The sequence below is a fragment of the Methylorubrum sp. B1-46 genome, from assembly GCF_021117295.1.
Lineage (GTDB): Bacteria > Pseudomonadota > Alphaproteobacteria > Rhizobiales > Beijerinckiaceae > Methylobacterium.
The window spans coordinates 3,758,402-3,782,673 of record NZ_CP088247.1 but is presented as its reverse complement, the minus strand read 5'-3'; the positions used below and the strand labels follow the sequence as shown (position 1 = coordinate 3,782,673).

Here is a 24,272-nt window from a genome sequence, read left to right as displayed (position 1 = left end):
GATTGTTCGGCTTTGCGCCATGAGCGGACATCAACTCGATACCCGGAACCGGACATTCAGCTTCGCGCCCACCCCGGTCTTAAAACCGCATCCTCACAATGCCTGAAAGCAGACATACGAGCTTGCAATCGATTGTTCAGCAACAGCAACGCTCCGAGTAGCGCTGCAGAGGTGTAAGGCCTCCCGACATCCACAACCATCGACGACCGTTGCGACTCTGTGTGGACATGCATCGATGTGCTATGGAGTGCGGGGAGGATGACACATCAGGATGCGGTCCATCGGTGAGCACCTCGTCGAAGCGTGGCCGCGCCTGTTCCGCTACGCGCTGACGCTGACGCGGGAGCCCGACGCCGCGCGCGACCTGATGCAGCAGAGCGCCCTCAAGGCGCTCTCGACGGGGACGACGCCGAGCGAACCGCGGGCGGCCCGCGCCTACCTGTTCCGGATCGTGCGCCACGCCTGGATCGATCGGCTCCGCCGGAACCGGACCCGCCGCGAGGACGATCTCGTGGATTGGCCCGACGAAGGGTTCGACGACCGCCTGATTGAGGCCATCGCCGTGCGCCAGGCTTTCGCCACCCTCGATGCACCCTGCCGAAAGGTCGTGACCTGCGTGGACGTCGAAGGCCTGAGCTACCGGGAGACCGCCAAACGGCTCGGCATTCCCGTCGGCACGGTCATGAGCCGTCTGCACAGGGCGAGGCGGATCATGCTGCACCGGATCGCCGAGCCGTCCGATGGGAGCGAGGGGCCGTGATGCGCTGGGAGACCCTCAATGCCTACGTCGATGGGGAACTTGATGCGAAGGACCGGCGCGCGGTCGCGGAGACGCTGGCCCGCGATCCGGTCCTGGCCGCGCGGGTCGCGACCCTGACCCGGCTGAAGCAGGGGGTGAAACGGGAGGTGAAGGCTGCGGTCGTGCCGCCCCCGCGCGCGCCGATGGCCCGCGCCTCCCTCGGATGGGCGTGCGCCGCGGCCCTGGTCGTCCTCGTCGGCACCGGCTGGCTGGCCCCGTCGTCTCGCCCGCCGGCCGACGCCGCGCGCGCGGCCTTCATGGCCTGGAGTGCGGCGGGCGCACCCGCGAACGCCATGCAGCCCGCGGGCGGCCTGAACGGCTTCCCCCTCGATCTCGGGGCGGCGGGCTTCCGCTTGGTCTACCTGTCCGAGGGTGACGGTTCGGCTGGCCGGCTTGCCGGTTACGAGGGGCGTCACGGCTGCCGGCTCGCCGTCTGGAGCAGGCCGTCGCGCGGGCAGGCCGGACTCGAGATCGCGCAAGGGGACCGCGACCTGCGTGTGGCGCGCTGGGACAGCAAGGGGCGCCGCTACGTCCTCCTGTCCGAGACGGTGCCGGCCGAGCGCTTCGCCCTGCTGGCCGAGGCGGCCGTGCTCCTCACCGAACCGACCAAGACGGACCGCCTGCGGCTCGCCCTGGACCGGGCCACCGGCCTCTCTGAACGCCCCTGCACCGGCTGACCGGCGCGGGCCGCGGAATTTATTTCGACCCGCCGCGAATAGACCGGGGGCGACGTGCGTCTCCTCCTCCGCACGTCGCGGGCCCGGTCGCCGGAGTCACGCGCGAAACCGGGGAGGAATCGGATGCTCGACAGACGCGATCTCATCAGGCGGGCGGGTCTCACCGCCCTGGCGGGCCTCGGCGGCGGCAGCTTCGCGTCGTTGCGGGCACTCGCGGGCGACACCACCACGCTGCCCTTCGGCAACGGCGAGCGGCCCCTGGTGGCCTATCCGGGCAAGCGCCCGCTGCTCCAGATGACCGCGCGCCCGCCGCAACTGGAGACCCCGTTCTCGGTGTTCGACGAGGGCGCCATCACGCCCAACGACGCGTTCTTCGTGCGCTACCACCTCGCCGACATCCCGACCGAGATCGACCCCGAGACCTACCGGGTTGCGATCAAGGGCCATGTCGAGAAGGAGGTCTCGCTCTCGCTCGCCGACCTGAAGGCGATGCCGACGACCGAGATCGTCGCGGTCAATCAGTGCTCGGGCAACTCTCGCGGCTTCTTCGAACCGCGCATGGCCGGCGGGCAGCTCGCCAACGGGGCGATGGGCTGCGCCCGATGGACCGGCGTGCCGCTGAAGGCGGTGCTCGACAAGGCCGGGGTGAAGGCGGGCGCCGTCGAGGTCGCCTTCACCGGCCTTGACGGCCCGGTGATCCCGGAGACGCCGGACTTCGCCAAGTCGCTCAAGCTCGACCACGCCCGCGACGGGCAGGTGATGCTCGCCTGGGGCATGAACGGGCAGGATCTGCCCTGGCTCAACGGCTATCCCCTGCGCCTCGTCGTGCCAGGATTCTACGGCACCTACTGGGTCAAGCACCTGGAGAGCATCAGCGTGCTCGACAAATCCTTCGACGGCTTCTGGATGCAGAAGGCCTATCGCATCCCCGACAACGACTGCGCCTGCACGCAACCCGGCAAGGCGGCGGACAAGACCGTGCCGATCAACCGCTTCACCGTGCGCTCCTTTCTCACCAACCTGACCGACGGGGCGGACGTGAAGGCCGGGCGCACGCCCTTGCGCGGCATCGCCTTCGATGGTGGCTCGGGAATCAAGTCGGTGGCGGTCTCGACCGACGACGGCAAGACCTGGGCGGAAGCGCGGCTCGGGCAGGATCTCGGCCCCTACGCCTTCCGGCCCTGGACCCTCGACGCGGAGCTATCGCAGGGGGCGCACGCGATCCGGGTGCGGGCAACCGCCAACGACGGGGCGAGCCAGCCGATGGAGCCGCGCTGGAACCCGGCCGGGTACCTGCGCAACGTGGTCGAGACCACCCGCGTGCGCGCGGCCTGAGGGAGTGACGACGATGACCCGCACCACCCTCGCCCTGACGGCGGCGCTTGCCCTCGCCACCGGCGCGGCCCTCGCCGCCCCGAAATCCTACGCGGTGCCGGAGCCGACCGCGGAGCTGCGGGCGCCGAAGGCCGGCACGCACGCGGAGGGCTTCGAGGCGGCCCAGGCGAACTGCCTCGTCTGCCATTCGGTGGACTACATCGCGATGCAGCCGCCCGGCAAAGGCGCGGCCTTCTGGGAGTCCGAGGTGACCAAGATGGTCAAGGTCTACCACGCGCCGATCGACGCGGCGCAGGCCAAGGCCATCGCCGCCTACCTCGCCGACACCTACTGAGGCGCGGCTGGAAACAGGGGGCGGTCCGGCGACCGCCCCCCTCGTCCGGTCAGCGCGGTGCCTGCGTCTGGACCGTCGCGCCGGTCTCGCCGGGCTTGCCCTCGACGATGACGAGGCTTCGCCGCGCGGCCTCGTTCGCGTTCTGCGTCACCTGCCGGATCGGGCCCACGGCGTTGACGATGGCCGCGCCCGCCGGGTTCGTCATGAAGGCGGCCAGCGGCTCCAGCGGCCCGGCGCCCTTCGGATCGGCCGAGAGGGCCAGCACGTAGGGCTTCTTCGGCGTGAGGCCCGTCACCGCCGCCTGCAGGGTCTGCAACACGCCCTGGTCGAACAGCGTGACCTGCGTGGCCGCCTTGCCATCCGGCCCGGCCAGCGTCAGCGTGCTCGACTGGCCCGCCGCGCCCAGCGGCTGGAGGTTCGGCGCACCCGCTCCCTCCGACACCGCGTCCGGGACGTAGGCCACCCCCTGCGGCCCCTGGCCGATCGGGATGGTGGCGATCACCGCGTTGCTGCCGGTGTCGATCACCGCGACCGCGTCGGCATTCTCCAGGCCGACATAGATCCGCGAACCATCGCCCGAGGGCCAGAGGCCGTGCGGGAGCGCGCCGGTGGGAATCGTCGCGACCTGCGAGAAGTCGTCGGTGCGGAACACCTTCACTTGGTTCAGGCCGCCGATCGTCACGTAGGCGAACTGCCCGGCCTTCGTGCGCGCGATGTTGACGTGGTTGGTGATCGGTCCGGTCTCGATGGTCTTGAGCGCCTTGAACGGCGGCGTGGCCTCGAACACCTGGACGCGGCCGACGTCCTTGAGGGTGAACCACACCTGCTTGCCGTCGGGCGTCGCCGCGATGTCGGGGCAGAACGGGCTCTCCTGCTTGATCCGCCCGACGATCTCGCGGCTCTTCACGTCGATGGCGACCGTCTCGGGGCTGAAGCTGGAGCAGACGTAGCCGTAACGCCCGTCGGGCGAGAAGATCGTCATGCCGGGCCCGTTTGGCACCGTGATCCGGCCCGTCTCCTTGCCGGTCCCCGCGTCGAGGATCGCGACGTAGTCCTCGCCGCGCACGCTGACCCAGACCTCGCGCCCATCCGGCGTGAAGAACGCCTCGTGCGGCGAGCGGCCGACATAGGTTGTGCGGCGCACAGTGTTGGTGGCGGTGTCGATGAAGCTGACCGAGTTCGAGCCGATCGAGACGGCGAGCAGGGTCTTGCGGTCGGGCGAGAAGCCCATGCCGTGGACCAGGAGCTGGCCGCGATAGAGCGGGCTCAGGTTCGCGGGCGTCGTGTCGCCGAGACGGATCACGCCTAGGAGCGTATTGGCGGCTGGGTCGATCACCGAGACCGTGTTGGAGAACTGGTCCGAGGTGTAGAACCGGTCGCGGGGGCCGACCGGCACGTCCGGCGCCGAGGCGGGCCCCGGCGCCTGGCCCGCAAGCGCGGTCCCGCCGAGGAGGGCGAGCAGCAGGGTCGCCGGAATGAGGTGTCGCATCATGAAGGTCTCTTCGCGCTGATGGTCGGGACGGGGGACGGCGATCCGCTCAGTGGTGGTGGCGGGCCGGCGGCTGCGTCGGTGGGGTCTGCGCGACCGGTCGCTCGGCGAGGGCGCGGCGCATGACCTCGATCTCCTGCGCCTGCTCGACGACGATGCCCTGCGCGAGCCGACGCAGGACCGGGTCGCGGCCGTATGCGAGTTCGGCCTTCGCCATCTCGATCGCGCCCTGATGGTGCGGGATCATCATGGCGGCGAAATCCCGGTCGGGGTCGCCGGACGGCGACACCGCCATGTCCGCGTGCATCCGCGCCATCGATTGGGCCATCATCGCATCGAAGCCGCCGGGGGCGGTCTCCGCATGCCCGGCGCGCATCATCATGCCGCCGCCCAGGACACCCCCGGCCATGAACAAGGTGATGAGGATCGCCGTCGGTGCTCCGCGCATGGTCTCTCCCGCAGTGTCGAGGTCACGCGGGGAGAGATGCCGGCCGGGCCGGGATATTCCCCGGCGCTCCCGGTCAAGCGGTCACGGATGCGTGATCGGCTCGCCGGGGCCAAGCTTGGAATAGTTCGGGCAATTCCGGCATCTCTGTTCCGAACGGCGGCACGGGCATCGCCGTAGCCGCGATCCGGAGACCACCCTTGGACGACCTCGCCGTCCTGATCGAACCGCAGATTCCGGCCCTGCGGCGCTACGCGACCGCGCTGCTGCGGCAGCGCGAAGCAGCCGACGACCTCGTCCAGGACACGCTGGAACGGGCGATCCGCGCCTGGCCGCAGCGCCGCGAGGGCGATCTGCGGGCGTGGCTGTTCGCGATCCTGCGCAACCGCTACCTCGAAGGCGTGCGCCGCCGCCGGGGCATCGAGGTCGGCCCGGAGGCGCTGATGGAGATCGCGGAGGTCGGGGTCGATCCCGAGGCGGCCGTGGGCGCGCGGGACGTGCTCGACGGGATCGCCGCGCTTCCCGAGGAGCAGCGGTCCGTCCTGCTCCTCGTCGCGGTCGAGGACATGTCCTATGCCGAGGTCGCCGCCGTGCTCGCGATCCCCGTCGGCACGGTGATGTCGCGCCTCAGCCGGGCGCGCGGCCGGTTGCGCGCCTTCCTCGACCGGGCTCCCACGATCGTCACCGGGCATCTGCGGAGGGTGAAATGACCGCGTCCGACCCGCGTCCCGTCGGCGAGGACGACCTGCACGCCTTTGTGGACGGACGGCTCGATCCGGGCCGCCGCGCCCGCGTCGAGGCGTGGCTCGCCGCGCATCCGGAGGCAGCCGCCCGGGTCGCCGCCGACCGGGAGGTGCGGGAACGCCTGCGGGCGCGCCTCGCGCCCGTGGCGGACGAGCCGATCCCCGCCCGCCTGCGCATCGCGAACCTCGCAGGCTCGCGCCGGATGCGCCTCCCGCGTCGGTGGCCGAGCGCGGCGGCGGCGGCGCTCCTGCTCGCCCTCGGCGGCGCGGCCGGGTGGGCCGGGCGCGGCGCCGTGCCGGGCCCGGGCGCCCACGCCGAACCGATGACGCAGGCGGCCGTCTCCGCCTTCCGCACCTACGTGGTCGAGGCCGCCCATCCGGTCGAGGTCCGCGCCGACGGCTCGACCGACCTCGTGCGATGGCTCAGCGCGCGCCTGGGCCGGCCCGTCACCGTGCCGGACCTGCGGGCGCAGGGATTCCGGCTCATGGGCGGGCGCCTGCTCCCCGCCGGAGACGAGCCGGCGGCGATGCTGATGTACGACGACGACCGGGGCACCCGCCTGACCCTGTACAGCCGGGCCGGGCCGACCGGCGGGCGCGGCGTGTTCCGCTACGCCCGCGCCGACGACGTGGCCGCCTTCTCGTGGATCGATGCCGGGATGTCCTACGTGGTGACGGCCCGCACGGACGAGGCGCGGCTGCTCCGGGTCGCCGAGGCGGTCGATGCGCAGGTCTCGGGCAAGCGCGAAGTCGCGCGGTGATGCTCGTATCCGAACCCTGCCGGACCACGCCGGCCAAGGCCCCCGCCGAGCACGAGACGCCATGACCCTCGACCAGTTGCGCATCTTCGTGGCGGTTGCCGAGCGCCAGCACGTCACGCGGGCGGCCGAGGCGCTGAACCTCGTCCAGTCGGCGGTCAGCGCCGCCATCAGCGCACTGGAGACTCGGCACGCCGTCAAGTTGTTCCACCGGGTCGGCCGGGGCATCGAACTGACCGAAGCGGGCGGCGTCTTTCTCAGCGAGGCTCGCGCGGTGCTCGCCCGCGCCCAGGCGGCCGAACAGGTGCTCGCGGACCTCAGCGGCTTGCGGCGCGGCACGCTGTCCATCCAGGCGAGCCAGACCATCGCCAGCCACTGGCTCCCCCGGCACCTCGTCGCCTTTCGGGCGGCCTATCCCGACATCGTCCTGCGGCTCGGCATCGGCAACACCGCCGAAGCCGCCGAGGCGGTCCGAGCCGGAACGGCGGAACTCGCCTTCGTGGAGGGCCCGATCGAGGACGGCAGCCTCGCGAGCACTCCGGTCGCCGAGGACCGGCTGATCCTCGTCATCGCGCCTGATCACCCGTTGGCCGCACGCGCGCGGTCGGGACGATCCGACCTCGCTTCAGTCTCCTGGGTGCTGCGCGAACCCGGATCGGGCACGCGCTCCGCCTTCGAGGCGGCGATCGTCGCGCTGGGCATCGCACCGGACGCACTCACGGTTGCCCTCGAACTGCCGTCGAACGAGGCTGTCCTCGCCGCCGTCGTGGCGGGGGCCGGGGCGAGCGTTCTATCCGAAGCGGTGGTCGGACCCTCTCTGCGAACCGGAGCGCTCGTCGCCGTGCCCTTCGCTCTGCCGACGCGAACCTTCCGGGTCCTGCGCCACAAGGAGCGCTACCGCAGTCGCGCCGCCGACGCCTTGCTCGACCTGATCCGTGCCGCCCCCTGACGGGGGGCGGCCCTTCAGGCGACCTCGACCCACACACGGTGCCAGGAGGCGCTGAGGTAGCCCTTGAAGTTCCACGTCTCGTCCGGCCGCGCCGGCTGGGTCTGCCCGGCGCTGTCCCAGGCGCGCACCACGAGGTCGCGCTCGCCGGACGGAAGGTCCAGCACGATCTCCCAGAACGTCCAGGCGAAGGGAGCGCCGGCCTCGTGTTCCAGCGTAGCTTGATGCCAGGACCGACCGCCATCGCCCGAGACATCGACGCGCACGATCGCCCGATCTCCCGCGATGGCGTACCCGCGAATGGTGGTCTCGCCCGCCTTGAGCCGGGCTCCGCGCGCGGGCTCGCAGATCGCGGCGTTGAGCGGCATCGTTTCGATGGTGTGGCCTTTCGCGGGATTGGCGGTCTCGGCCGTCACGTCCGGCGGGAACAGCTTGTAGTCGTCGGCTTGCATCGGGTTGGTCGAGGGATGGTCCTGCACCGTGATGCGCTTCAGCCATTTCGGGCTGCGCACGCCCGCGAAGCCCGGCACGACGGCCCGCACGGGGAAGCCGTGCTCGGGCAACAGCGATGCCCCGTTCATCGCGAAGGCCAGCAGTGTCTCGCCGGCGACCGCCTTGGCGAGCGGGATCGAGACGCCGTAGGGCCGTCCCTCCACCACATCTTGGCTCTCGAAGGCCACATGGAGGTCCGAGTGGAGGTTCGCTCCTGGCGCTACGCCCGCCGCACGCAGGACGTCGCCGAGGCGGACGCCGGTCCAGTCCGCCGTCCCGATGGCGCCGCCGTCCCAAGGATCGCCCGAGACTGGGGCGACCGCCCGCATATCGGCGCGGCGGTTGCCGGCGCACTGCATCGTGGCCGTGACGGTCGCCTCGGGAAAACGCGCGCGCAGATCCGCCAGCGACAGATCGAGGGGACCGACATGCGCGCCATCGACGGACAGGCGCCATGCGGCGGCGTCGATCTCCGGCAGGTCGCCGTGGGAGCGGACATAGAAGTCTTCCGCAGGGGTCCGGTAACGGGCCCGCAGGCGGGTCAGCGGTGGCTCGGCATTGTAGGGGCGCTCCCCATGAACGATCAGGCGCACCATACGCTCGGTCAAGCTCGACATGGGTGTCTCTATCGCAGAAGGTCGGACTCCAACGCGCTCATACGCGCCGGGTGGCAGGCCTATTTCAGGCGATGCCGAGCAGGCGGATCAGCCCGAGGCTCACGGCCGTCAGGGCGGCGAGCGAAGCGACTACCGCCAGGGTGACGCGTGGTCCCGCCTTGGCGACGCTGCGCACGTCGACGCCGAGGCCGAGGGCCGCCATCGACACGATGGTCAGCGCGTTCGCCGCCGCGGCCATGGGGTGCAAAGCCGCTTCGGGAACGAGCTCCGCGGAGCGAAGACCCGTCAAGGCCAGGAAGGCGAGGATGAACCACGGCACCAGCCGGTGCAGCGGCATCCGGCCCGAGGCGGGGCGCTCGCCGGCCGTGCGGTGCGGTACGGTCACGCCCGTCCCCGCGCGCAGCCAGCTAATCCCGAGCGAGAGAGCCAGGACCACTGGCCCAAGCATCAGCACGCGGACCAGCTTGACCAGGGTGCCGACTTGGACGCTGAGGGCGGCCACCGGGGCGGTTGCGGCGAGAACCTGCGGCACGGCGTAGACCGTGAGCCCCGCGAGCACACCGTACTGCATCGGTGAGAGTCCGAGCAGCGGCACGAGCAGCGGCAACCCGAGAACGACGAGAACGCCGAGCACGGCGGTGAAGGCGATGGAAGAGGCGACGTCCTCGCCGTCCGCGTCGATCACCGGGGCCGCCGCCGCGATCGCCGAGTTTCCACAGATCGAGTTGCCGCAGGCGACGAGGATGGCCAGGCGCGGGGTCAACCCGAGAACTCGGCCGATGCCGTAGCTCGCCGCAATGGCGAGGGCCACCACCACCGCGATGCCGACGAGGAGCCCCGGCCCGGCCGCGAGCAGCGTCCCGAGGCTGAGCGAGGCGCCGAGCAGGACGACGGCGATTTCCAGGACGGTCTTGGCGCCGAACGCGATACCGCGAGCGAAGCGCCGACCAGGGTTCCAGGCCGTGCGGACGGCCGTGCCCAGCACGATGGAGAGGACCAGAGCCTCCAGCCACGCACGGCCGAAGATATGCTTCTCGACCATCTCCAGCCCGAGGGCGGCGCCCGTCACCGCGAGGCAAAGGCTCAGGCCGGGCAGGATGGAAGACAGAGCAAGCGCGCGTGATCGGAGAAAGGCTGCTGCGGGCATGGTGCGTGCACCTCGCGGACTGGATCTGCCACGACCATGACCGCGTCCATTCGTTCGATCCAACGGAACGTATCGATCGTTTTGATCACGCGATGCGATGATTTGGCTGGGGACGACGAACGTCGTGCTTTGGCTTGAAGCCAGTCTTGTCGATTGGGCAACCCGAGTTTGCGGCTTCGCTGATATCAGGGAACGTTGTAGATTACCGCTGACTAGGTTTCTTGAGACAGAAACCGTTGAGGTCAGAGGCGGGCCGTCAGGTTGGTGAACGGGCGGATCAATCGGATGCCTGAGTGACGGCACGGTCGATGTTCACCCTCTCCGCCCAGTCCTTGGCCTCGGACTGACCTTGGAGGTCGATGAGACGAGCGCCGCTGACATCGACGTTCTTGAAGTCCGCGCCCGTGACCGTAGCACCGGTCAAATTGGCCCCGGACAAGTCTGAGCCCATCAGCACCACGCCAGTGAGATCGGCATCCTTAAGATTCGCATACTCCAGGCGTGACCGGCCGAGGTTGGCTCCCTTGAGGTTCGCGCCCGACAGGTTCACCGAGGTGAACACCGCCCGCATCAGACCCATGGACTGATTCTTGATGTTGGCTCCGCCCTTGAGATCGACCAGCGTGGCGCTGCTCATGTTGGCGCCCTTGAAATCGCCGATGGGCATGGACCGGCTGAGGTCGGCCCCGCTGAGGTTGGCCTCCCGCGCAGTGATGCCGAACATTTTCGCGTCCGCGAGCTTGGCCCCGGAAAGGTCTGCCTTCAGGAGCCATGCCTGTTCGAGGTTTGCGCCGCTGAGGTCGGCGCCGCGTAGATTGGCCTTGTTCAGGCGCGCAGTTCGTAAGTTGACGCCCCGGAGATTCAACCCGGAGAGATCGAGGCCCGACAGCGCCTTGTCGTGCAGGTCGATGGGCTTACCGTCCGCGGCCTGGATCATCGCCTCTACGTCGGCGCGGCTCATCTCGGCCTTCGTCATGGCAGGCGAGGACATGTCGGCTCCGAGCAGCAGATCTTGTTCGGCCGCGGCGGGGCCGGCAGCGAAGACGGCGAGCATGAAGCTGAGGGCTAAGCGGCGCATCGGTTTACTCCCGGCGGGCGCCACGCATGGCGGGCACCCTTATCGTGTTCGTTGTGTCGCGATGCTATGCCGGGCCGCTGCACCCGGTCGGTGACCCAGGTCACACAAATCCGGCGCGGCGGGAGGAAAACGCAACGCGCGCCGGACGATCAACCCGTCGTCATGGCCGGGGGACCACGCCAGCCATGACGGATGCCCAAAAGGTCGAGCGGTGGATCGACCGGTTTCCGCTTCTTCAAGCTCTCAGCCCGGCGCATCTTCAGATCGCTCGGGGAACCGTGCATTTCCCGGTGCTGGATGCAGGCGCCATCGCCTACGAACTAAATGGCGAGTGTGCCAACTACCTGATGTGCCTGGAGGGACGCACGCGGATCTTCCGGATGTCGGAGGGCGGACGCGAGGTGCTGATCTACAAGGTTGGCCCGGGCGGCACCTGCCCCCTCACCACTCAGTGTCTCCTGTCCGGCGGCACCTTTCCGGCGCAGAGCGTGGCCGAGGAGCGGACCGAACTCGCGGCCCTGCCGGTCGGCACGTTCCAGCACCTGATCGGCGACAGCGCGGCGTTCCGCAGATTCGTCATGGATGACTACACGCGATTGATGTCCGGCCTGTTCACGCTGATCGACGAGGTCGCGTTCGCACCGCTAAAGCAGCGCCTCGCGCAACGCCTCCTCGCTGAAGCCGATCCGCGGGGCGTCGCCGCGGTGACCCATCAAAAGCTCGCGGACGATGTCGGAAGCGTGCGCGAGGTGGTGAGCCGCATTCTGGCACAATGGGCCGAGGCGGGCCTGATCGAACTTCGTCGAGGCGCGGTCGAGATTGTTGACCGGACCCGCTTGGAGGCCGCCGGGCGGCGGTGACTGGCGGCGTGCTGGTGTCCATTTTTGAGGCCGACGCCAATCTAGCTTTACGACTGGGTTGGTTCGGTAGGGCCTTGTCTGCTCTTTTTGGCAAGCCCTCCCCAGAGCAGACAGGCCACTACTGGCCAGAAGTTGCCGAACCGGGTCCATTGAACTGCCTGGAAGCGGACATTCCGACCGTCTGCAATGGGTCAAAAGCAAGGATTCCGGGCACGCTGTGGGGCGCTTTCGGGCTGGGACTGCCCGGAGTGTCCGCGCCGGCCGCTCACCCGACAACAATGCGGGTGGCGGGTCAGGCCCCGTACGGATTGGGCCGGTTCGGCGCCAGGCGCGCCTGCAGTTGACGGACGACCTCGGCCCGGGGGAGGACCGGCTCCCCCCGCTTGATGACGCGCTGCATCACTTCCCGGATGCCGACGCGGGCGGTGACCGCCTTGCCGGCGCGCTCGTTCGCCTGGTCGACGTCCCACAGTTCGAGCAGGAACGCGTCGACGATCGCGGCATCGATCTCGGCCCTCTTCCGGAACGTGGCGTCCTCTTCCGCCTTCTTGGCGCGCCAGTCGGCAGCGCGTTGGGCCGCCTTCGCCAGACGGTCCGCCGTCGCGCGGGCGGCCGCTTGGCGAGGGGTCTCTTCAGGGGCGGGTTCGGCGGTCGGGATCGCGAAATTCATGGCACGGCCTGCGTACGTATGCGGTTTGAACCCCATTTCAGCGCGTACGTACGCATAGAACCAGGCGCCGGGCGCCCGATGGCCCGAAAGGGGGCGGCTGTACGTATCTCCCGGATCCGCGTTTCAGTGTGAGCAAGTAACGGGGGGAGAGGTCCTCGGCCAAATTTTGGGTACGCCCGCACGCGATGGGTGGGTAACGCTATTTGGGGGATTTCCGGTAAGCAGTCGGAAAGGATGACGGCGGGCTGATGGCGGGCCAATTCGGGCGCACAGGGAAAGGCACAAGAGGAAATCGACATCCGGCACAGAAAATCTTCGCGGAGCCCAGGGATAACCTGACGGGGTGCGTTGACCGGGGAGTCCGCCCAGGGGTTCTATAGGGGGGAGAGATCCGCCCCGCCGAGGAGAAGCCCCGATGAGCGTCACGTCCCACCTCGCCCTCGATGTGGCTTCCAAGGGCGCCATGTTCGGCGTGGCCTTCAGTCGGGGCATCGACAGGGCCTTCGCCAACGCCGCCGACCGCCGCGCCGTCGCCGCTCACGCGAATGCCGGCCTCGCTGACCGGCTCGCCTCCGCCCGCGAGGGAGAGCACGACGCCCTCGTCGCCGCCCACGAGCTCGCGCTGGAGCTCGCCCGTGTCCGGCAGGAGCTCGCCGAGGCTCAGGCCGCCCTTGCCGCCGAGCGCGCCCAAAGCATCCGGCTCGCCCTCGCGCTGCGCCAAGTCGCCTGAGTCAAATTTCAGGATTCTTGAAATGCGAAGGCCCGCCGGAGGGAATCCGGCGGGCCTTCTTCGTTCGGCGGGCGGTGGGGTTCAGTAGGCGACGGCGCGGGGGGAGGCCGAGAAAATGGCCTCGGCTTCCGCGCCATAGGCGGGCTCAGTCGGCAGGCGGGGGCGCGGGGCCGATCCGGGGCGCTTCGCCATCTCGGCGATCTCGTGGGCGGACTGCTTCATGTCGCGCATCGAGCGCCGCACGATCTCATCGAGCTCCTCTTGCGTCGGGATTGCGCCCGACGAGACGCTGGCGATCGGCCGGAGCCCGGCGACGGGCTGCACGCCGGCGACGTGACGCCAGACGGCGCCGGACGGGAGCGATGTCAGCCGGGCGAGATCGGCGTCCTCCAGAAGGAGGAGCCAATTTCCGGCCTGATGGGGCAGCCGATCGATGACGGCCGCCGCGCCCGGGTCCTTCTTCTGCATCAGCGCCGCGGCTTCACGGACGAGTGCCACGGTCTCGACCGGCGAGAGTGGGGGCGGCGAGAGGCGAGCGCGAGCCGACGGCGCCGGGGCGGCCGAGATCGCTGCGGCGACGGTGTCGCGCAGGTTGTCGTTCGCCTGCGTCTCGCGTCTGTCCTGAGCGGCGGCCGCCGCGGCGACGTCCGCAGGCCCGACCGGGGGGCGGGGGACCAGCGCGCCGAGGAGGCCGCCCACGCCCGAGGCGATCCCGTGCGTCATGCGGTAGCCGAGGCCGAGGGTCCTGCCGACGCCGTCGACGGTGTGGGCGGCCCCGAGCGCGGCGCGCCCGGCGACGCCGCCGGCGATCCCGCGGACCGTGTCGACGTCGCGGCCGATGTCGGCGAAGGTGCCGCCGAACACGAGGGCGAGCACCTTGCGGATCGCTCGCATGATCGCGCGGGCGGCTTTCCGCATCGCCCGCGCCAGGATGTCTTTCCGCGTCCTGCTCATTTCTATTCCCCGTCCGCTCATGTGATGTCGGCGGGTCCGATGCCCGCCGCTCATGGAAGCAAAGCACTCGGCTTTGAAAGTCTCAAAGCAGGGCTGGCTGCAGGCCAGCGGCCGCGGGGTGGAATAGCCGGGACAGCAGCGGCCCCGGCAGCTGGCGCCGATGATGATGGAGGAGCGCCAGCGCGTGCGCAGCTTCCGTCGGCGTGAGGGTCTCCCTGCCGGCGAGCGTGTGGCCGATGGCGCTGTCGTCCGCGCCCCAGCCGATGCCGTTGCGCTTCGACGCCCTGTCGCCGTCGAGCGTGCTCAGCAGGCGGCATCCGATCAACGCTGCGTCGCGGACCCCCGCGTCCTCAGCGAGGGCCTGCCAGTCGCGCGGGGCGCCGCGGCGGAGGCGGGCCTCGGCGTTCTCGGCCGTCCGGTCGGCCGTCTGGAGCAACTCGACGACCCTACAGGCTGACGAATCGGTCAGCTCGCTTTTTAGGATTTCGGACGCCTCGCCGATCAGCCGTCCGAGCTGCCACGGGGCGTCCGCCACGATGCCGGCGAGCCGGGGCAGGCCGTCCCGCCCGCGCTGCGAGTATGCGGCGTCGGAAGCGGCGACCTCGGCCGCGCGGCGGGCGCGGGCTTCCTCGATCACGCGAGGGAGGTCGGCCACGCGCTGCGTCAGGTCGGCGAGCTCCTCGGCGGAAAGTCGGCACCTCTCTGGCCACCGCACTGCGCGAAGGGCGAGCCCGTCCACTCCGGGCACGCGCACGTACCCGGGAAGGTGGAACCCTGCCGCGCTTAGCTCGCGGCCGTAATGGCGCTGCGCGAGCTCCGCGGCGGGCGTCATGTCGGCGAAGAAGACGGCGTGATCGCCCTTCCGCTCGTTGCGGTGGACCGTCTCGGCGAAGGGAGCGCCGAAGGAGAAGGGGGGCGTCGAGACCGGCAACCTGGGGGTCGCCGTTGGGTTAACGGGCGAAGCAAGCATCTCGTAGATGTCCTAGATCTGGGACAGGGACTTTTTTTAAATTTTAGAAGAAGTCCGGAGGCATCCGTGAACATCGTTCAAAGGGACAAGGTTTTTGTCTCTTTGGAAATCTGCTATCGGCGTGACGAATTATTGCATTTGAGACTTGCAAAGCGCAACACGCTCTCCCATCCTCTGGGGGTGGCCGAATTCGGCCGCCCAATCCCTTCCGGAGACCAGTCGTGGCTTCTTCGAGCGCACCCTCTTGCGCGAGCGTTCCCGCTCGCCTTGACGACACCCCGTTGCCTGTCGTCGTCCGCGTCGTGGACGACGCCGATGTCGTTGAGCGCCTCCGCGCCGCGGTCGCCGCCGCCGGCTCTCAGCGCGCCTACGCCCTCGCAGCGGGCCTCAACGAGGGCGATCTCTCGTCCGCATTGAGCGGCCGCCGTCCGCCCTCGACGCCCCTCCGCCGAGCGGTCGGCGTCGAGCAGGCCCTCGTGCTGCGGGAGGGCGTGCTGTGAGACAGACCGTGCGTTGGCCTGCTGAAGCGAAAGCTCGGGTGTCCGAGCTGTGGCTCGGCCGTCAGATGCCCGCCGTCGAGATCGCCGGCGCCATCGCCGCCGAGTTCGGGATACCCGCCTCGAAGAGTGCCGTGATCGGGATCGCGTTCAGGGCTGGCCTGTCTTTCCAGGGCCGCCTCGCCGCGTCGCCGATCCGCCCCCGCCGCGTCGGACCGCCCGCGCCCCGGGTCCGCAAGCCACGACCGGCTCGCCCGCGCGCCGAGGCTGCCCCCAAGCCGCCGAAGCCCGCCCCGATCCCGAAAAGGGTGCCCCCCGGACCGGTCGGAATTCCCGAGTCCCTGCAGGTCTCGATCGTCGAGATCCGGGAAGGCCAGTGCAAGTATATGGCCGGCGATCCGCGCGATCCGTTGTCTTCGTGCTGTGGGCATCCGACCGCGTCAGGCTCGCCGTGGTGCCCCGGGCATCGCGCTGTCTGCACCACGCCGTCGACCGGGCGGATCGGTGGCTTCATGCCCTCGTTCAGGAGGGCGGCATGAGCAGCGTCGGGCAGGAGGAGGTCGAGCCGGACTACGCGAAGGAGCGAGAGGAATACGCCGCGATGGACGCCCACTTCGCGGCGGAGCGGAAATTCTTGAGCGAGCGCGGGCTGCCCGTGCCTGCTGCGGGCGTCCCCGAGATTGCCGAGGAGCAACTCGATCTAGTGGCGGTCTGGCGCGGTCTGTCCGAGGCCGATCGCGAGACGGTCGGGCTGATCGGCCTGGGGCTCGTCGTCGGTGGCACGATCGCGGCCGAGGCCGAAGCATTCGCGCCGAGGGCCGCGCGGGCTGGGCTCGCGTTCTACCGCGCCGTCGAGGACGAGCTCGCGATGACGCCGCCGCCCGAGGGCGTGCTGGCCGCGTTGCGTGGCCCCTCATGGCGGATCCCCGCGGGCCTCGGGCCAGTCTGCAAATCCTGCGGCTGCAGTGAAGGCGACGCTTGCCCAGGCGGCTGCGGGTGGACGGACGCGAGCCAGTGCCGATGCACCGCCTGTGCGAGCCGGCCGTCCTACGACTCCGTTTCCGATATTCCGTACTGAGGAGCGCCCGGTGAGCACTCTCCCCCTCGACAACCCGAACCCGCAGTGCTTCCCAGCCACGTTCGACGCGACCGTCCTCGACGGCGGCGGCTACACGTCCGCCGACGGGTGCTGGAACGCTTACGTGAACGCCGACGTCATCGAGGCCTGGGGTCTCGATGACTGGCTTGACCGCCTGACGATCGTGGATCGCCACTCCTCAAGCCTGCGCGCGCGTTTCAACCGCTACAAGGGCATGCCTGCGGAACCGCGCACTTGGGCCGACGCCGGAAATCTGGTCCATCACGCCCTGCGCCTGAGCCTCGTCGCCGAGGAGACCGGCCCCGACGGCGAGCGCGGATGGCGGATCCTGGACCGCGAGCCGCACTGGATCGTCGTCGGCACTGGCTACCACCGTGAAGCCAGGCAGGTCCGTGGTCTCCCACCCGCCGAGCAGGCCGTCGTCGACAAGGCTGAGGCTCGGAAGCGGAAGCTGAGCGCGACGCTCGATCGGAAGGCCCGGCATGCGGCGGACGAGCGGATCGCAAACCGTGTTCGGCAGATCCTCCAGTACGACCCTGCCAGCCTCGTACCTAAGCACTGGGCGAGGCTCGGCTACGTGCCTGCATGGCTTCCCGGTACGCGCCTCGACGCCGCGGCCGCGATCGTCCGAGAGGCGCATCACACCGTCGAGATGGATCGGGAGCGGCTCAGGGGCTGGCTCTCCTACCTCGGGACGGAAAGCCTGTGCGCGCTCAGCCGTCCGTCGCGCCGGCAGGCCGAACGCGATGCGCTGCCCGAGCACGCCCAGCTCCCCGATGATGATGCCGCCGCACTAGGAGCCCTCGCGTAATGACTCCCACTCTCAAGCCGTCCGCCGTCTTGTGCCGCGACGGCGGCCGCTTCGCCGTCGAGACCGCCGACGGCATCCTCGTCGTCACCGCCCCGGCCAGCGATCCCGCCCTCGATGCGGCCGGCCTGTCCCCGTACAGGGACGCCGCCCAACCGCGCCCGGGCGTCCTTCGACATTCGGGCGTCCCGGTCGGTGTCGTCCGCGAGCTCATTCGGCACCACGGCGGCTTCGAAGCGGCGGGCCCCGACGCGCTGGCGGTCCTCCAGGCCGCGGGCCGTCCCGTCGAGCCGGAGCCGGCCCCCATCCCCGAGGCAGCGCCGGCGGTCGAGGAGGCCGCCTCCCGCCCTTTTGCCCGAGCCCCCCGGCCCGAGCCGAGGTGGCCGAAGCCGGGGTGGTCGATCACGGTGTGCCGGATGCCGGCGCCGTACCAGCACTGACGATCGACCGCCTCACGCCCGCCGTCGTCGAGATACGCCGTGGGCTCGCCCAGGTCGAGGGGGGCACGCCGATCGGCGATGCGGCCGACCGCGACTTGCGGATGCGGCAGGCACGATGCCTAGGCATGTCCTCCCGCCTGATCCTCGTGACCGATCCGAAATACGGGCGGCATCCCTTGCTCGACGAGGCGGTCCGGATGCGCGGGCGGCTCGATGAGATCGAGCGGGCGATCAGCGTTGAGCTCGCCGTGAGGCGCGAGACCGAGTTCAGGCTGGCTCGCGCCCGGTGGGCGAGCCCCAAACACGGTTAACGAATCCTTGCCGACCGCCCTTGACGCACGCGCCGTCTGTCCTCATATTGGGGACCAAGAGACGGCGTTGCCGCTCTGATCCGCCGAATAGGCGGTCCTCATGGGATAACCAGGGAAGCCGATCATGAACACGAAAACCTACGACCGTTCCGCCATCCTCCGCGCCGCTTGGAACGCCGCCCGCTCCGCCGCGGCCGCCGCCGGCGAGGGCGTCCGCAAGCACATCGGGTCGGCCATGCGCGCCGCCTGGACCGCCGCGAAGGCGACCGCCATGGTCCCGCAGATCGCCCAGCTGCAGCAGGCCTGCGCCGCCTCGGTCGAGGCCGAGGTGGCCGAGCCCGTCGCCGAGATCGAGGCGCCGGCGAAGCCCGCGAGGATCGAGCTTGAGCTCGGCCGAGGCCGGCTCTGGCGCGTCGGCGACCGTATCCGGTTCTACGGCGAGGTCACCGGCGGCGGTGCGAACGGGCCCGGCAACATCGAGGCGGCGACCGGCTTCGAGGCCTCGAACCGCATCCGCTTCTCGGAGGACAATCGCTCGGGATCGAAGCGCTCCGGATCGTGCCTGTGGGAGCTGGACCCGGATCGCCTCTACGCGCTGACCGGCGTCGCCTACAACTCGCGCACGTCGGAGAGCTACTGGATCTCGACGTTCGGCGGTACGCTGACCGAGCTCTCGCGCTCCGAATACCGCGCGGAGCTGCGCCGGCTCTATCCGCTGCAGGCTGACGAGCACGACCAGGCCCAGGCGCGCCGGAAGCGCGAGGAGGAGGCCCGCATCGAGCGCGAGCGGGCTGAGGTCGAGCGGCGTCGGATCGAGCGCGAGGCTCTGGCCGAGCAGAACGCGGCCGAGGCGGATCGCATCGAGGCGGAGGGGCAGCGCGAGATCAACGGGATGCCGGCCCTGTCCGGGACCCCGAAGCAGGTCGCCTACGCCCTCAAGATCCGCGACGCCGTCCGCCGGCAGCAGCCCACGCTCCGGTCGATCAAGACGGCGACGACCGCGAAATACTGGATCGAGACGCACCGGTCGGCCCTCTACCGCTGACCAGCCCGCCCCCGGCCGGGTCCGACCCCCGGCCCAAATCGATCCCCCATCCCTTAGGAGACCATCCCATGTCCGCCGTCCGCAGATCGGGCGTCATCGCCGACCACGGATCCCTCGAAGCGTACCGCGCCTACGTGATCAAGGGCCGCGAAGCCAGTTCCCTAGCGATCTCCATGACGCGGGAGAACGAGACGCCCGATCAGGATCTCATCACGCTCCTGGAGCAAAACGTCCTCGACTGGGAATGCGACCTCGCCTGGGTCGACGCCGAGCTCTCGAAGGAAGCCGCGTGATGGCGATCGACCGCGCCACGCTCGCCGAAGTCGGCGCCTTCCTGCACGGCAGCGAATGGCGCCGTCCGCTCGCCCGCGACCTGGGACCCCATCACCCGCAGGGCGCCCGCGTGCAGATCGACCCCCGCCTCGTCGCCAGGTGGGATGCCGGGGATCGGGAAATCCCGGACTGGGTCGGGCCGGCTTTGATCGCCGTTTTGACCGACCGCGCTGGAGAGGCCCTCCAGCTCGCCGCCCGCCTCCGGAGGACCTGACCGTGGCCCGTACCGCCATCGCCATCTCCCACGACGATCTGGCCGCCCAGCGCGCGATCGTCGAGGAAATCCGCGCGCTGCCGTTCACCGGAGCGCGTGCCGTCCTCCCGCGGATCCGGCGCCCCCGGCCCGCCCGGACGGCGCCCCTCCCGCAGCTGTTCGCGTTCCTGCCCGAGATGCGTCGGCCGCCGCGCCCGTGGGAGCAGGCCGCCGCCATCGAGGCCGCACTGCCGCCGGCGCCGTGGTCCCTGACGCCCGAGGAGACCGCCGTCGTCGAGGAATTCGTCTCGACGTCCTGGCGGGACGGGGCGGCCGCCGTCGCCGTCCGCCAACACTGGGATACTTGGATCACGGGAGGCCGCATCGAGATCGAGGATCGCGTCGAGGCCGTCGGAGAGACCGGGCGGATCAGGGTCAGGGAAACCCGCCTCGGCTGGAACGCCGTAGTTTCGTTCGACGTCGACCGTACGTCGGTCGGTCCCGGCAACACTTTGCGGCCCGACATCGACGATGACGGCCGCTTCCTCTGGTCTACGCGTGAGGCGGCGATCACTTATTCGGCCCACAAGATCTGGCGGATGTTCTCCGAGGACAACGCATCGACCGGACGCGAGCGTCGGAAGCGGGACAAGATCGCCTCACGGATCGAGGCTTTCTTTTGCGCCCAGGGGATCGACGCCACGAGGCCGCCCGAGCGGGAGCTCAAGCGCGTGCTGATCACGCGGGCGAGGGAACGGGAGCTGAGGCTTGCCGCCGAGGCCGCCGCGAAGGCTGCCAAGGCGCCGGCGGTGGAGCCCGACGACGGAACTCCGGGGGAGACCCGGTTGGGGAGGCATCTGATCAGGATCGGGGCGATCGAGCCGCCGACGCCGCTGGCGCTCAAGAGGCGCCGGCTCAAGGATGAGCGAGCCGCGGCGGCGCGGGCAGCGGCGGAGGCCGAGGCCGCTGCCGAGCCATCGGCACCCGAGCCGGAGCCCGCCCCCGACGCCATGGCTCGCCTCGTCGCATCGGGCATCTCGAACGAGTACCTGGCCGGCCTCGGCGCGCTGCGGGATCCGGACGCCCCGTGGTCCCCGCGCTCGATCGGGTTTCCGGTGAGGCTCCACCGAGTTGGCGGCCCGTTTCAGCCGCCGACGGCTCCTAGGATCTGGGAGCTTCATCTCAGCACCCCGGCATGCGGCGACCTTCCCTTCGTCCGTAGGGTCGAGGAGGTCACCGGACTGAAGGCCAAATGGGTCAGCACAGCCTCAATGGGCGGGTGGCATCACGCGGTCGATCTCTCAAACGACGAGGGGTGGGAGCGGCTCGCCGCCTCGATGGAGCACACTGAGGCGGGGTGGGTGACAAGCGCTGTCGGGATGCACGTCCTCGACGGCAGTCTTGGAACCGCCAACGCCCGACGCCTCCTTCTGGCCATCGGCGTCTCTGAGCCCGCGGCGCGTACATGCCCTAACATCCGCCCTAACCCGGACGCTGGCCTGCAGATGTCCCTCGGCGGATGGGAGGCGATCCACGCCGTCGAGGACGGCCTGATCGTCCCCGGCAATCCGAAGCGCAACACGTTCGCCCGGGTCACGGACGCCGGGTGGCGCAGCGTCGGAAAGGAGCCCCCGACGAAGGAGGCGCTCGCGGCGGCGCGCAAGGCTGCTCGATGCTGACATGGGGTCTCCTCAGGTTTGAGGAGACCCCATTCTCCCGGTCACGCCGCCTCCGCCAGCGCGGCCGCCGCGACGGGGCCGTCCTCGTGTCGGACGACGTCCGCGAGGAGTTCTAGGATCTCCGGGATCGTCACCGGCCGGAAGCGCCAGCAGTCGACGCCGACGTCGCAGGATCGGGCGGTCGCCGGGATGGCGCCATGGGAATGCCCGAAGAGGTGGAGGCGGCCCTTGTAGCTGTCCGGCCACGAGAGGTGCGCGTAATGGGACAGCCACAGGTCGACGGGCGTCGGCATGCCGCGATCCTGCACGGTCAGCCGGAGAACATCGTGGATGCCGCCCTCCCACGGGAGGCGGTCGCCGCGCTGTTCATGATTGCCTCGGATCAGCGTTCGGTGACCGTTCAGGCGCGCGAATACAGACTTGGCATGCTTCATCGAGCATCCGTAGGCAAAATCCCCGAGGTGGAAGACCCGGTCGTCGGGGCGAATTCTGTTGTTCCAGAGAGCTACCATGCGCTCGTCCATCTCCTCGACGGAGGCGAACGGGCGCGGCCGGGGCATGCGGTCGCTGAGCATGCCGGCATGGCCGAAGTGGGAGTCGGATACGAAATATGTGGCCACGGGAAGCCCCCTCGAATTCGGAACGCGAGCCGCGCGGGGTGTCCCGGCGGCGGGTGGCAGGTCAGGCCTGCGGGCGTTTCGAGAGGGCGACGCTCATGAGGGCATCCTGCACGACGCAGATTTCCAGCTCAAGGTCATCCTCAAGCCAGCATTGAGATTTCCCTGGACTTGGGGGTTGCGCCCAGGGGTTTTTGGCGAGCTTCCGTTAACCGAGGGGTCGTCTTGGCGCTTGCAGTATTCCGGTCCCGGAGCGAGACTCCCTGCATGGCCGAATTCCAATTGATTGTGGGGACCGTCTTCGAGGAGCGCCCCCTCGCGGCAAGCGCGACCGACGACACGCCTCTCAGCCTCGCAGCCGCGATCTGGCTGCCGGAGCTGTGCGGCGTGGACCCGTTCTTCGGCGCATACCCCCTCCTCACCGAGCGTCAGCTTCGCGAGGCGATCGACCGTGGGGATCTCAAACCTGAGCGGCACGGACGGTCGATCATCGTGACGAGGCGCATCATCAGGGAGTGGCGGGAAGGATGCCGCGCAGGAACAGTGGACCGAGGCTCTGGCTCAGGCCCGGCGAGATCGGCAAGGACGGCGGGACAGAGCGGCTCGCCCAATGGCACGTCAAGGACGACGGAGGGATCCGGCGACCCGTTGGCTGCTTTGCGCGCGATGTCCGCGGCCTCAAGGGCGCCGAGAAGGCCGAGGCGCTAGCCTTCAACAATGCCGAGGAGGCGAAGGCCCACCAGGCCCTGGCCGACTACATCACCGCCAAGCACCGCCCCTCCGTCCAGAAGGGCCGCGGCGCCGGCGAGATCCTCGTCGTCGACGTGCTCCTGATGTGGGGTGAGCGCGTCGTCCAGAAGCGCGTCGAGGACCTGCGCGCCGAGGACGCCAAGGCCGGCATCGTCCACGAGAAGCCCGCGATCTACGAGGGGCGCGCCGGCCGGTGCATGGCGCGGCTGCTGCAGCTCGGCGAGTGGTGGCAGGGTAGGACGCTCGCCGACGTCGACGGAGACTCCTGCGACGCCTACGTGGCCTGGCGCTGCGGCCATGCCTGGAAGTCCGCCCGCCCGGAGGAGACCGGCAACGAAGCCCGGATGGTCTCTCCGCAGGGGGCCCGGCGCGAGCTCGAAGACATGCGCGCGGCCATCAACTGGCACCGTGGCCGGGGCTACTGCCGCGAGATCGTCGAGGTCTCGCTGCCAGCCAAGGGCAAAAGGAAGGAGCACCACCTGGAGCGCCCCGAGGCGGCCCGGCTCCTGCTCGGCATGTGGCGCAAGCGCGAGCTCATGACCGTCCGGAAGGACAGCCGGACCCGGGCTGGGGAGAAGGTCCCCTCGAAGAAGCGGCCGCACCGGCACCTTTGCCGGTTCACCCTGCTCGGCATCTACACCGGCACACGGGCCGGTGCCATCGCGACGGCCGCGTTCGATCCCATCCCGGGGCGGTCGTGGCTCGACCTCGACACCGGCATGTTCCACCGCCTCGCCGTCGGGCAGGCCGCCACGAACAAGCGCCAGCCGCCGGTGCGGATCCCGGACAGGCTCCTCGCCCACATCCGCCGGTGGAAGCGCCTCGGCGTGTCGCGGGACTACGTCGTCGAGTTCAACGGGCAGCCGGTCGAACAGGTGAACAAGGGCTTCGGCGTGGCCCTCCGCGACGCCGGGCTCAAGGGCACGCCGCACATGCTGCGCCACACCTGCGCGACCTGGCTCCTCCAGCGCGGGGTGAAGTCGTGGGATGCGGGCAACTATCTCGGCATCAGCGAGAAGATCCTGCTGGAGGTCTACGGCCACTGGGCCGCCGACTACCAGGCCGGCATCGCCGGCGGCCGGAAGAAGCGGTCGCTCCCGCCGCCCGAGCTCCACGACGCCTTCTCGATCCACTACCACCGCGACAAGGACTTGCGCATCGCGGCGGCGAACCGGGACGCCCGGCTCGCGCGGCTCGGGCTGCCGCTCCGGTCCCTGGCGACCGTGGGGGAGGCGAAGGCCGCCTGAGGGTTTCGGTACCGGAACCGGACCGGAACCGGAACGGGGGGAAACTGGGGGTAATAGCGGTTCCGGTACGTGTTTCGTTCTCACCCTCTCACAGGGCGCAGAACGGTCCCTACACACCGCTCATAACGGTCTGGTTGTCGGTTCAAGTCCGGCCAGGCCTACCAACCCCGACAATGATTTAGCTCGAAATGACGGTTTGCGCTGCGGCT

General features: G+C 69.9%; 29 protein-coding genes. 20 read left to right on the top strand and 9 right to left on the bottom strand.

Translation table 11 applies throughout. The features are described 5' to 3' along the window. The first annotated feature begins 271 nt into the window (after window positions 1-271). The 4 genes from LPC10_RS17570 (at window position 272) to LPC10_RS17555 (ending at window position 3,145) form a co-directional block, all read left to right on the top strand. Window positions 272-760, top strand: coding sequence for an RNA polymerase sigma factor (locus LPC10_RS17570; protein WP_091950927.1), 489 nt, complete (start codon window positions 272-274; stop codon window positions 758-760). After that, window positions 760-1,476, top strand: coding sequence for an anti-sigma factor (locus tag LPC10_RS17565; RefSeq protein ID WP_091950929.1), 717 nt, complete (start codon window positions 760-762; stop codon window positions 1,474-1,476). Before LPC10_RS17570 ends, LPC10_RS17565 begins: the two co-directional genes overlap by 1 nt. A 123-nt stretch (window positions 1,477-1,599) precedes the next feature. Continuing rightward, entirely contained in the window at window positions 1,600-2,811 is a 1,212-nt protein-coding gene (locus LPC10_RS17560; protein WP_091950930.1) for a molybdopterin-dependent oxidoreductase, read from the top strand. A gap of 13 nt (window positions 2,812-2,824) precedes the next feature. Next, entirely contained in the window at window positions 2,825-3,145 is a 321-nt protein-coding gene (locus LPC10_RS17555; RefSeq protein WP_174804894.1) for a cytochrome c, read from the top strand. A gap of 49 nt (window positions 3,146-3,194) precedes the next feature. Here the strand turns inward: LPC10_RS17555 and LPC10_RS17550 are convergent, their stop codons facing one another. After that, entirely contained in the window at window positions 3,195-4,634 is a 1,440-nt protein-coding gene (locus LPC10_RS17550; protein ID WP_091950973.1) for a YncE family protein, read from the bottom strand. Between the two features lie 49 nt (window positions 4,635-4,683). Then, a complete protein-coding gene (locus tag LPC10_RS17545; RefSeq protein ID WP_091950935.1) occupies window positions 4,684-5,082 on the bottom strand; it encodes a DUF305 domain-containing protein in 399 nt (132 codons plus the stop codon). 197 nt (window positions 5,083-5,279) lie between these two features. Here LPC10_RS17545 and LPC10_RS17540 point away from each other — a divergent pair, with 197 nt between their 5' ends. The 3 genes from LPC10_RS17540 to LPC10_RS17530 all read left to right on the top strand — a co-directional run bounded on the left by LPC10_RS17540 (window position 5,280) and on the right by LPC10_RS17530 (window position 7,529). After that, the gene (locus tag LPC10_RS17540; RefSeq protein WP_091950938.1) at window positions 5,280-5,789 is read left to right on the top strand and encodes a sigma-70 family RNA polymerase sigma factor; all 510 of its coding nucleotides are present in this window, start codon (window positions 5,280-5,282) and stop codon (window positions 5,787-5,789) included. Further along, the gene (locus LPC10_RS17535) at window positions 5,786-6,583 is read left to right on the top strand and encodes an anti-sigma factor (protein ID WP_091950940.1); all 798 of its coding nucleotides are present in this window, start codon (window positions 5,786-5,788) and stop codon (window positions 6,581-6,583) included. The genes LPC10_RS17540 and LPC10_RS17535 overlap by 4 nt, the downstream gene beginning before the upstream one ends. 61 nt (window positions 6,584-6,644) lie before the next feature. Continuing rightward, window positions 6,645-7,529: a LysR substrate-binding domain-containing protein gene (locus tag LPC10_RS17530; RefSeq protein WP_091950942.1), complete on the top strand. Its 885-nt coding sequence runs from the start codon at window positions 6,645-6,647 to the stop codon at window positions 7,527-7,529. A 14-nt stretch (window positions 7,530-7,543) separates the two neighbouring features. Here LPC10_RS17530 and LPC10_RS17525 read toward each other — a convergent pair whose 3' ends face one another. The 3 genes from LPC10_RS17525 to LPC10_RS17515 all read right to left on the bottom strand — a co-directional run bounded on the left by LPC10_RS17525 (window position 7,544) and on the right by LPC10_RS17515 (window position 10,860). Continuing rightward, window positions 7,544-8,635, bottom strand: a complete 1,092-nt coding sequence (locus tag LPC10_RS17525) for a molybdopterin-dependent oxidoreductase (RefSeq protein ID WP_231343715.1) — start codon at window positions 8,633-8,635, stop codon at window positions 7,544-7,546. Window positions 8,636-8,699: 64 nt separating this feature from the next. After that, window positions 8,700-9,782 (bottom strand): YeiH family protein, encoded by a 1,083-nt coding sequence (locus LPC10_RS17520; RefSeq protein ID WP_091950946.1) that lies wholly within the window; start codon window positions 9,780-9,782, stop codon window positions 8,700-8,702. Between the two features lie 277 nt (window positions 9,783-10,059). Next, entirely contained in the window at window positions 10,060-10,860 is an 801-nt protein-coding gene (locus LPC10_RS17515; protein ID WP_091950948.1) for a pentapeptide repeat-containing protein, read from the bottom strand. A 185-nt stretch (window positions 10,861-11,045) separates the two neighbouring features. On the opposite strand from LPC10_RS17515, the gene LPC10_RS17510 reads away from it, so the two are divergent. After that, window positions 11,046-11,720, top strand: a complete 675-nt coding sequence (locus tag LPC10_RS17510; RefSeq protein ID WP_091950950.1) for a Crp/Fnr family transcriptional regulator — start codon at window positions 11,046-11,048, stop codon at window positions 11,718-11,720. A gap of 292 nt (window positions 11,721-12,012) precedes the next feature. On the opposite strand, the gene LPC10_RS17505 is transcribed toward LPC10_RS17510, so the two are convergent. Next, window positions 12,013-12,390 (bottom strand): hypothetical protein, encoded by a 378-nt coding sequence (locus LPC10_RS17505; RefSeq protein ID WP_231343713.1) that lies wholly within the window; start codon window positions 12,388-12,390, stop codon window positions 12,013-12,015. Between the two features lie 415 nt (window positions 12,391-12,805). Between LPC10_RS17505 and LPC10_RS17500 the strand changes: the two genes are divergently transcribed. Then, window positions 12,806-13,120, top strand: a complete 315-nt coding sequence (locus LPC10_RS17500; RefSeq protein WP_231343712.1) for a hypothetical protein — start codon at window positions 12,806-12,808, stop codon at window positions 13,118-13,120. A gap of 81 nt (window positions 13,121-13,201) precedes the next feature. Here the strand turns inward: LPC10_RS17500 and LPC10_RS17495 are convergent, their stop codons facing one another. Next, window positions 13,202-14,074: a hypothetical protein gene (locus LPC10_RS17495; protein WP_231343711.1), complete on the bottom strand. Its 873-nt coding sequence runs from the start codon at window positions 14,072-14,074 to the stop codon at window positions 13,202-13,204. 82 nt (window positions 14,075-14,156) lie between these two features. Beyond that, window positions 14,157-15,044 carry a hypothetical protein gene (locus tag LPC10_RS17490; protein ID WP_231343710.1) on the bottom strand — a complete coding sequence of 296 codons (888 nt, stop codon included), beginning with the start codon at window positions 15,042-15,044 and terminating at the stop codon, window positions 14,157-14,159. 281 nt (window positions 15,045-15,325) lie between these two features. Between LPC10_RS17490 and LPC10_RS17485 the strand changes: the two genes are divergently transcribed. The 10 genes from LPC10_RS17485 (at window position 15,326) to LPC10_RS17440 (ending at window position 21,449) form a co-directional block, all read left to right on the top strand. Further along, window positions 15,326-15,544 carry a transcriptional regulator gene (locus LPC10_RS17485; RefSeq protein WP_231343709.1) on the top strand — a complete coding sequence of 73 codons (219 nt, stop codon included), beginning with the start codon at window positions 15,326-15,328 and terminating at the stop codon, window positions 15,542-15,544. A gap of 38 nt (window positions 15,545-15,582) precedes the next feature. Further along, on the top strand, window positions 15,583-16,080 hold the full coding sequence (locus LPC10_RS17480; RefSeq protein WP_231343708.1) for a GcrA family cell cycle regulator: 498 nt from the start codon (window positions 15,583-15,585) through the stop codon (window positions 16,078-16,080). Further along, window positions 16,077-16,619 carry a hypothetical protein gene (locus LPC10_RS17475; protein WP_231343707.1) on the top strand — a complete coding sequence of 181 codons (543 nt, stop codon included), beginning with the start codon at window positions 16,077-16,079 and terminating at the stop codon, window positions 16,617-16,619. Before LPC10_RS17480 ends, LPC10_RS17475 begins: the two co-directional genes overlap by 4 nt. Before the next feature lie 10 nt (window positions 16,620-16,629). Beyond that, window positions 16,630-17,451, top strand: coding sequence for a hypothetical protein (locus LPC10_RS17470; RefSeq protein WP_231343706.1), 822 nt, complete (start codon window positions 16,630-16,632; stop codon window positions 17,449-17,451). Further along, window positions 17,451-17,888: a hypothetical protein gene (locus LPC10_RS17465; protein ID WP_231343705.1), complete on the top strand. Its 438-nt coding sequence runs from the start codon at window positions 17,451-17,453 to the stop codon at window positions 17,886-17,888. Before LPC10_RS17470 ends, LPC10_RS17465 begins: the two co-directional genes overlap by 1 nt. Beyond that, window positions 17,843-18,199: a hypothetical protein gene (locus LPC10_RS17460; RefSeq protein WP_231343704.1), complete on the top strand. Its 357-nt coding sequence runs from the start codon at window positions 17,843-17,845 to the stop codon at window positions 18,197-18,199. The genes LPC10_RS17465 and LPC10_RS17460 overlap by 46 nt, the downstream gene beginning before the upstream one ends. Before the next feature lie 124 nt (window positions 18,200-18,323). Further along, window positions 18,324-19,244 (top strand): hypothetical protein, encoded by a 921-nt coding sequence (locus LPC10_RS17455; protein ID WP_231343703.1) that lies wholly within the window; start codon window positions 18,324-18,326, stop codon window positions 19,242-19,244. Window positions 19,245-19,312: 68 nt separating this feature from the next. Then, window positions 19,313-19,537, top strand: coding sequence for a hypothetical protein (locus LPC10_RS17450; protein WP_231343702.1), 225 nt, complete (start codon window positions 19,313-19,315; stop codon window positions 19,535-19,537). Beyond that, window positions 19,537-19,791, top strand: a complete 255-nt coding sequence (locus LPC10_RS17445) for a hypothetical protein (protein ID WP_231343701.1) — start codon at window positions 19,537-19,539, stop codon at window positions 19,789-19,791. The genes LPC10_RS17450 and LPC10_RS17445 overlap by 1 nt, the downstream gene beginning before the upstream one ends. A 2-nt stretch (window positions 19,792-19,793) precedes the next feature. Next, window positions 19,794-21,449, top strand: coding sequence for a hypothetical protein (locus tag LPC10_RS17440; protein WP_231343700.1), 1,656 nt, complete (start codon window positions 19,794-19,796; stop codon window positions 21,447-21,449). A 41-nt stretch (window positions 21,450-21,490) separates the two neighbouring features. Here LPC10_RS17440 and LPC10_RS17435 read toward each other — a convergent pair whose 3' ends face one another. Beyond that, window positions 21,491-21,973 carry a metallophosphoesterase gene (locus tag LPC10_RS17435; protein ID WP_370644506.1) on the bottom strand — a complete coding sequence of 161 codons (483 nt, stop codon included), beginning with the start codon at window positions 21,971-21,973 and terminating at the stop codon, window positions 21,491-21,493. Between the two features lie 620 nt (window positions 21,974-22,593). On the opposite strand from LPC10_RS17435, the gene LPC10_RS17430 reads away from it, so the two are divergent. After that, window positions 22,594-24,063, top strand: a complete 1,470-nt coding sequence (locus LPC10_RS17430; RefSeq protein WP_231343699.1) for a site-specific integrase — start codon at window positions 22,594-22,596, stop codon at window positions 24,061-24,063. The last annotated feature ends 209 nt before the right edge of the window (window positions 24,064-24,272 follow it).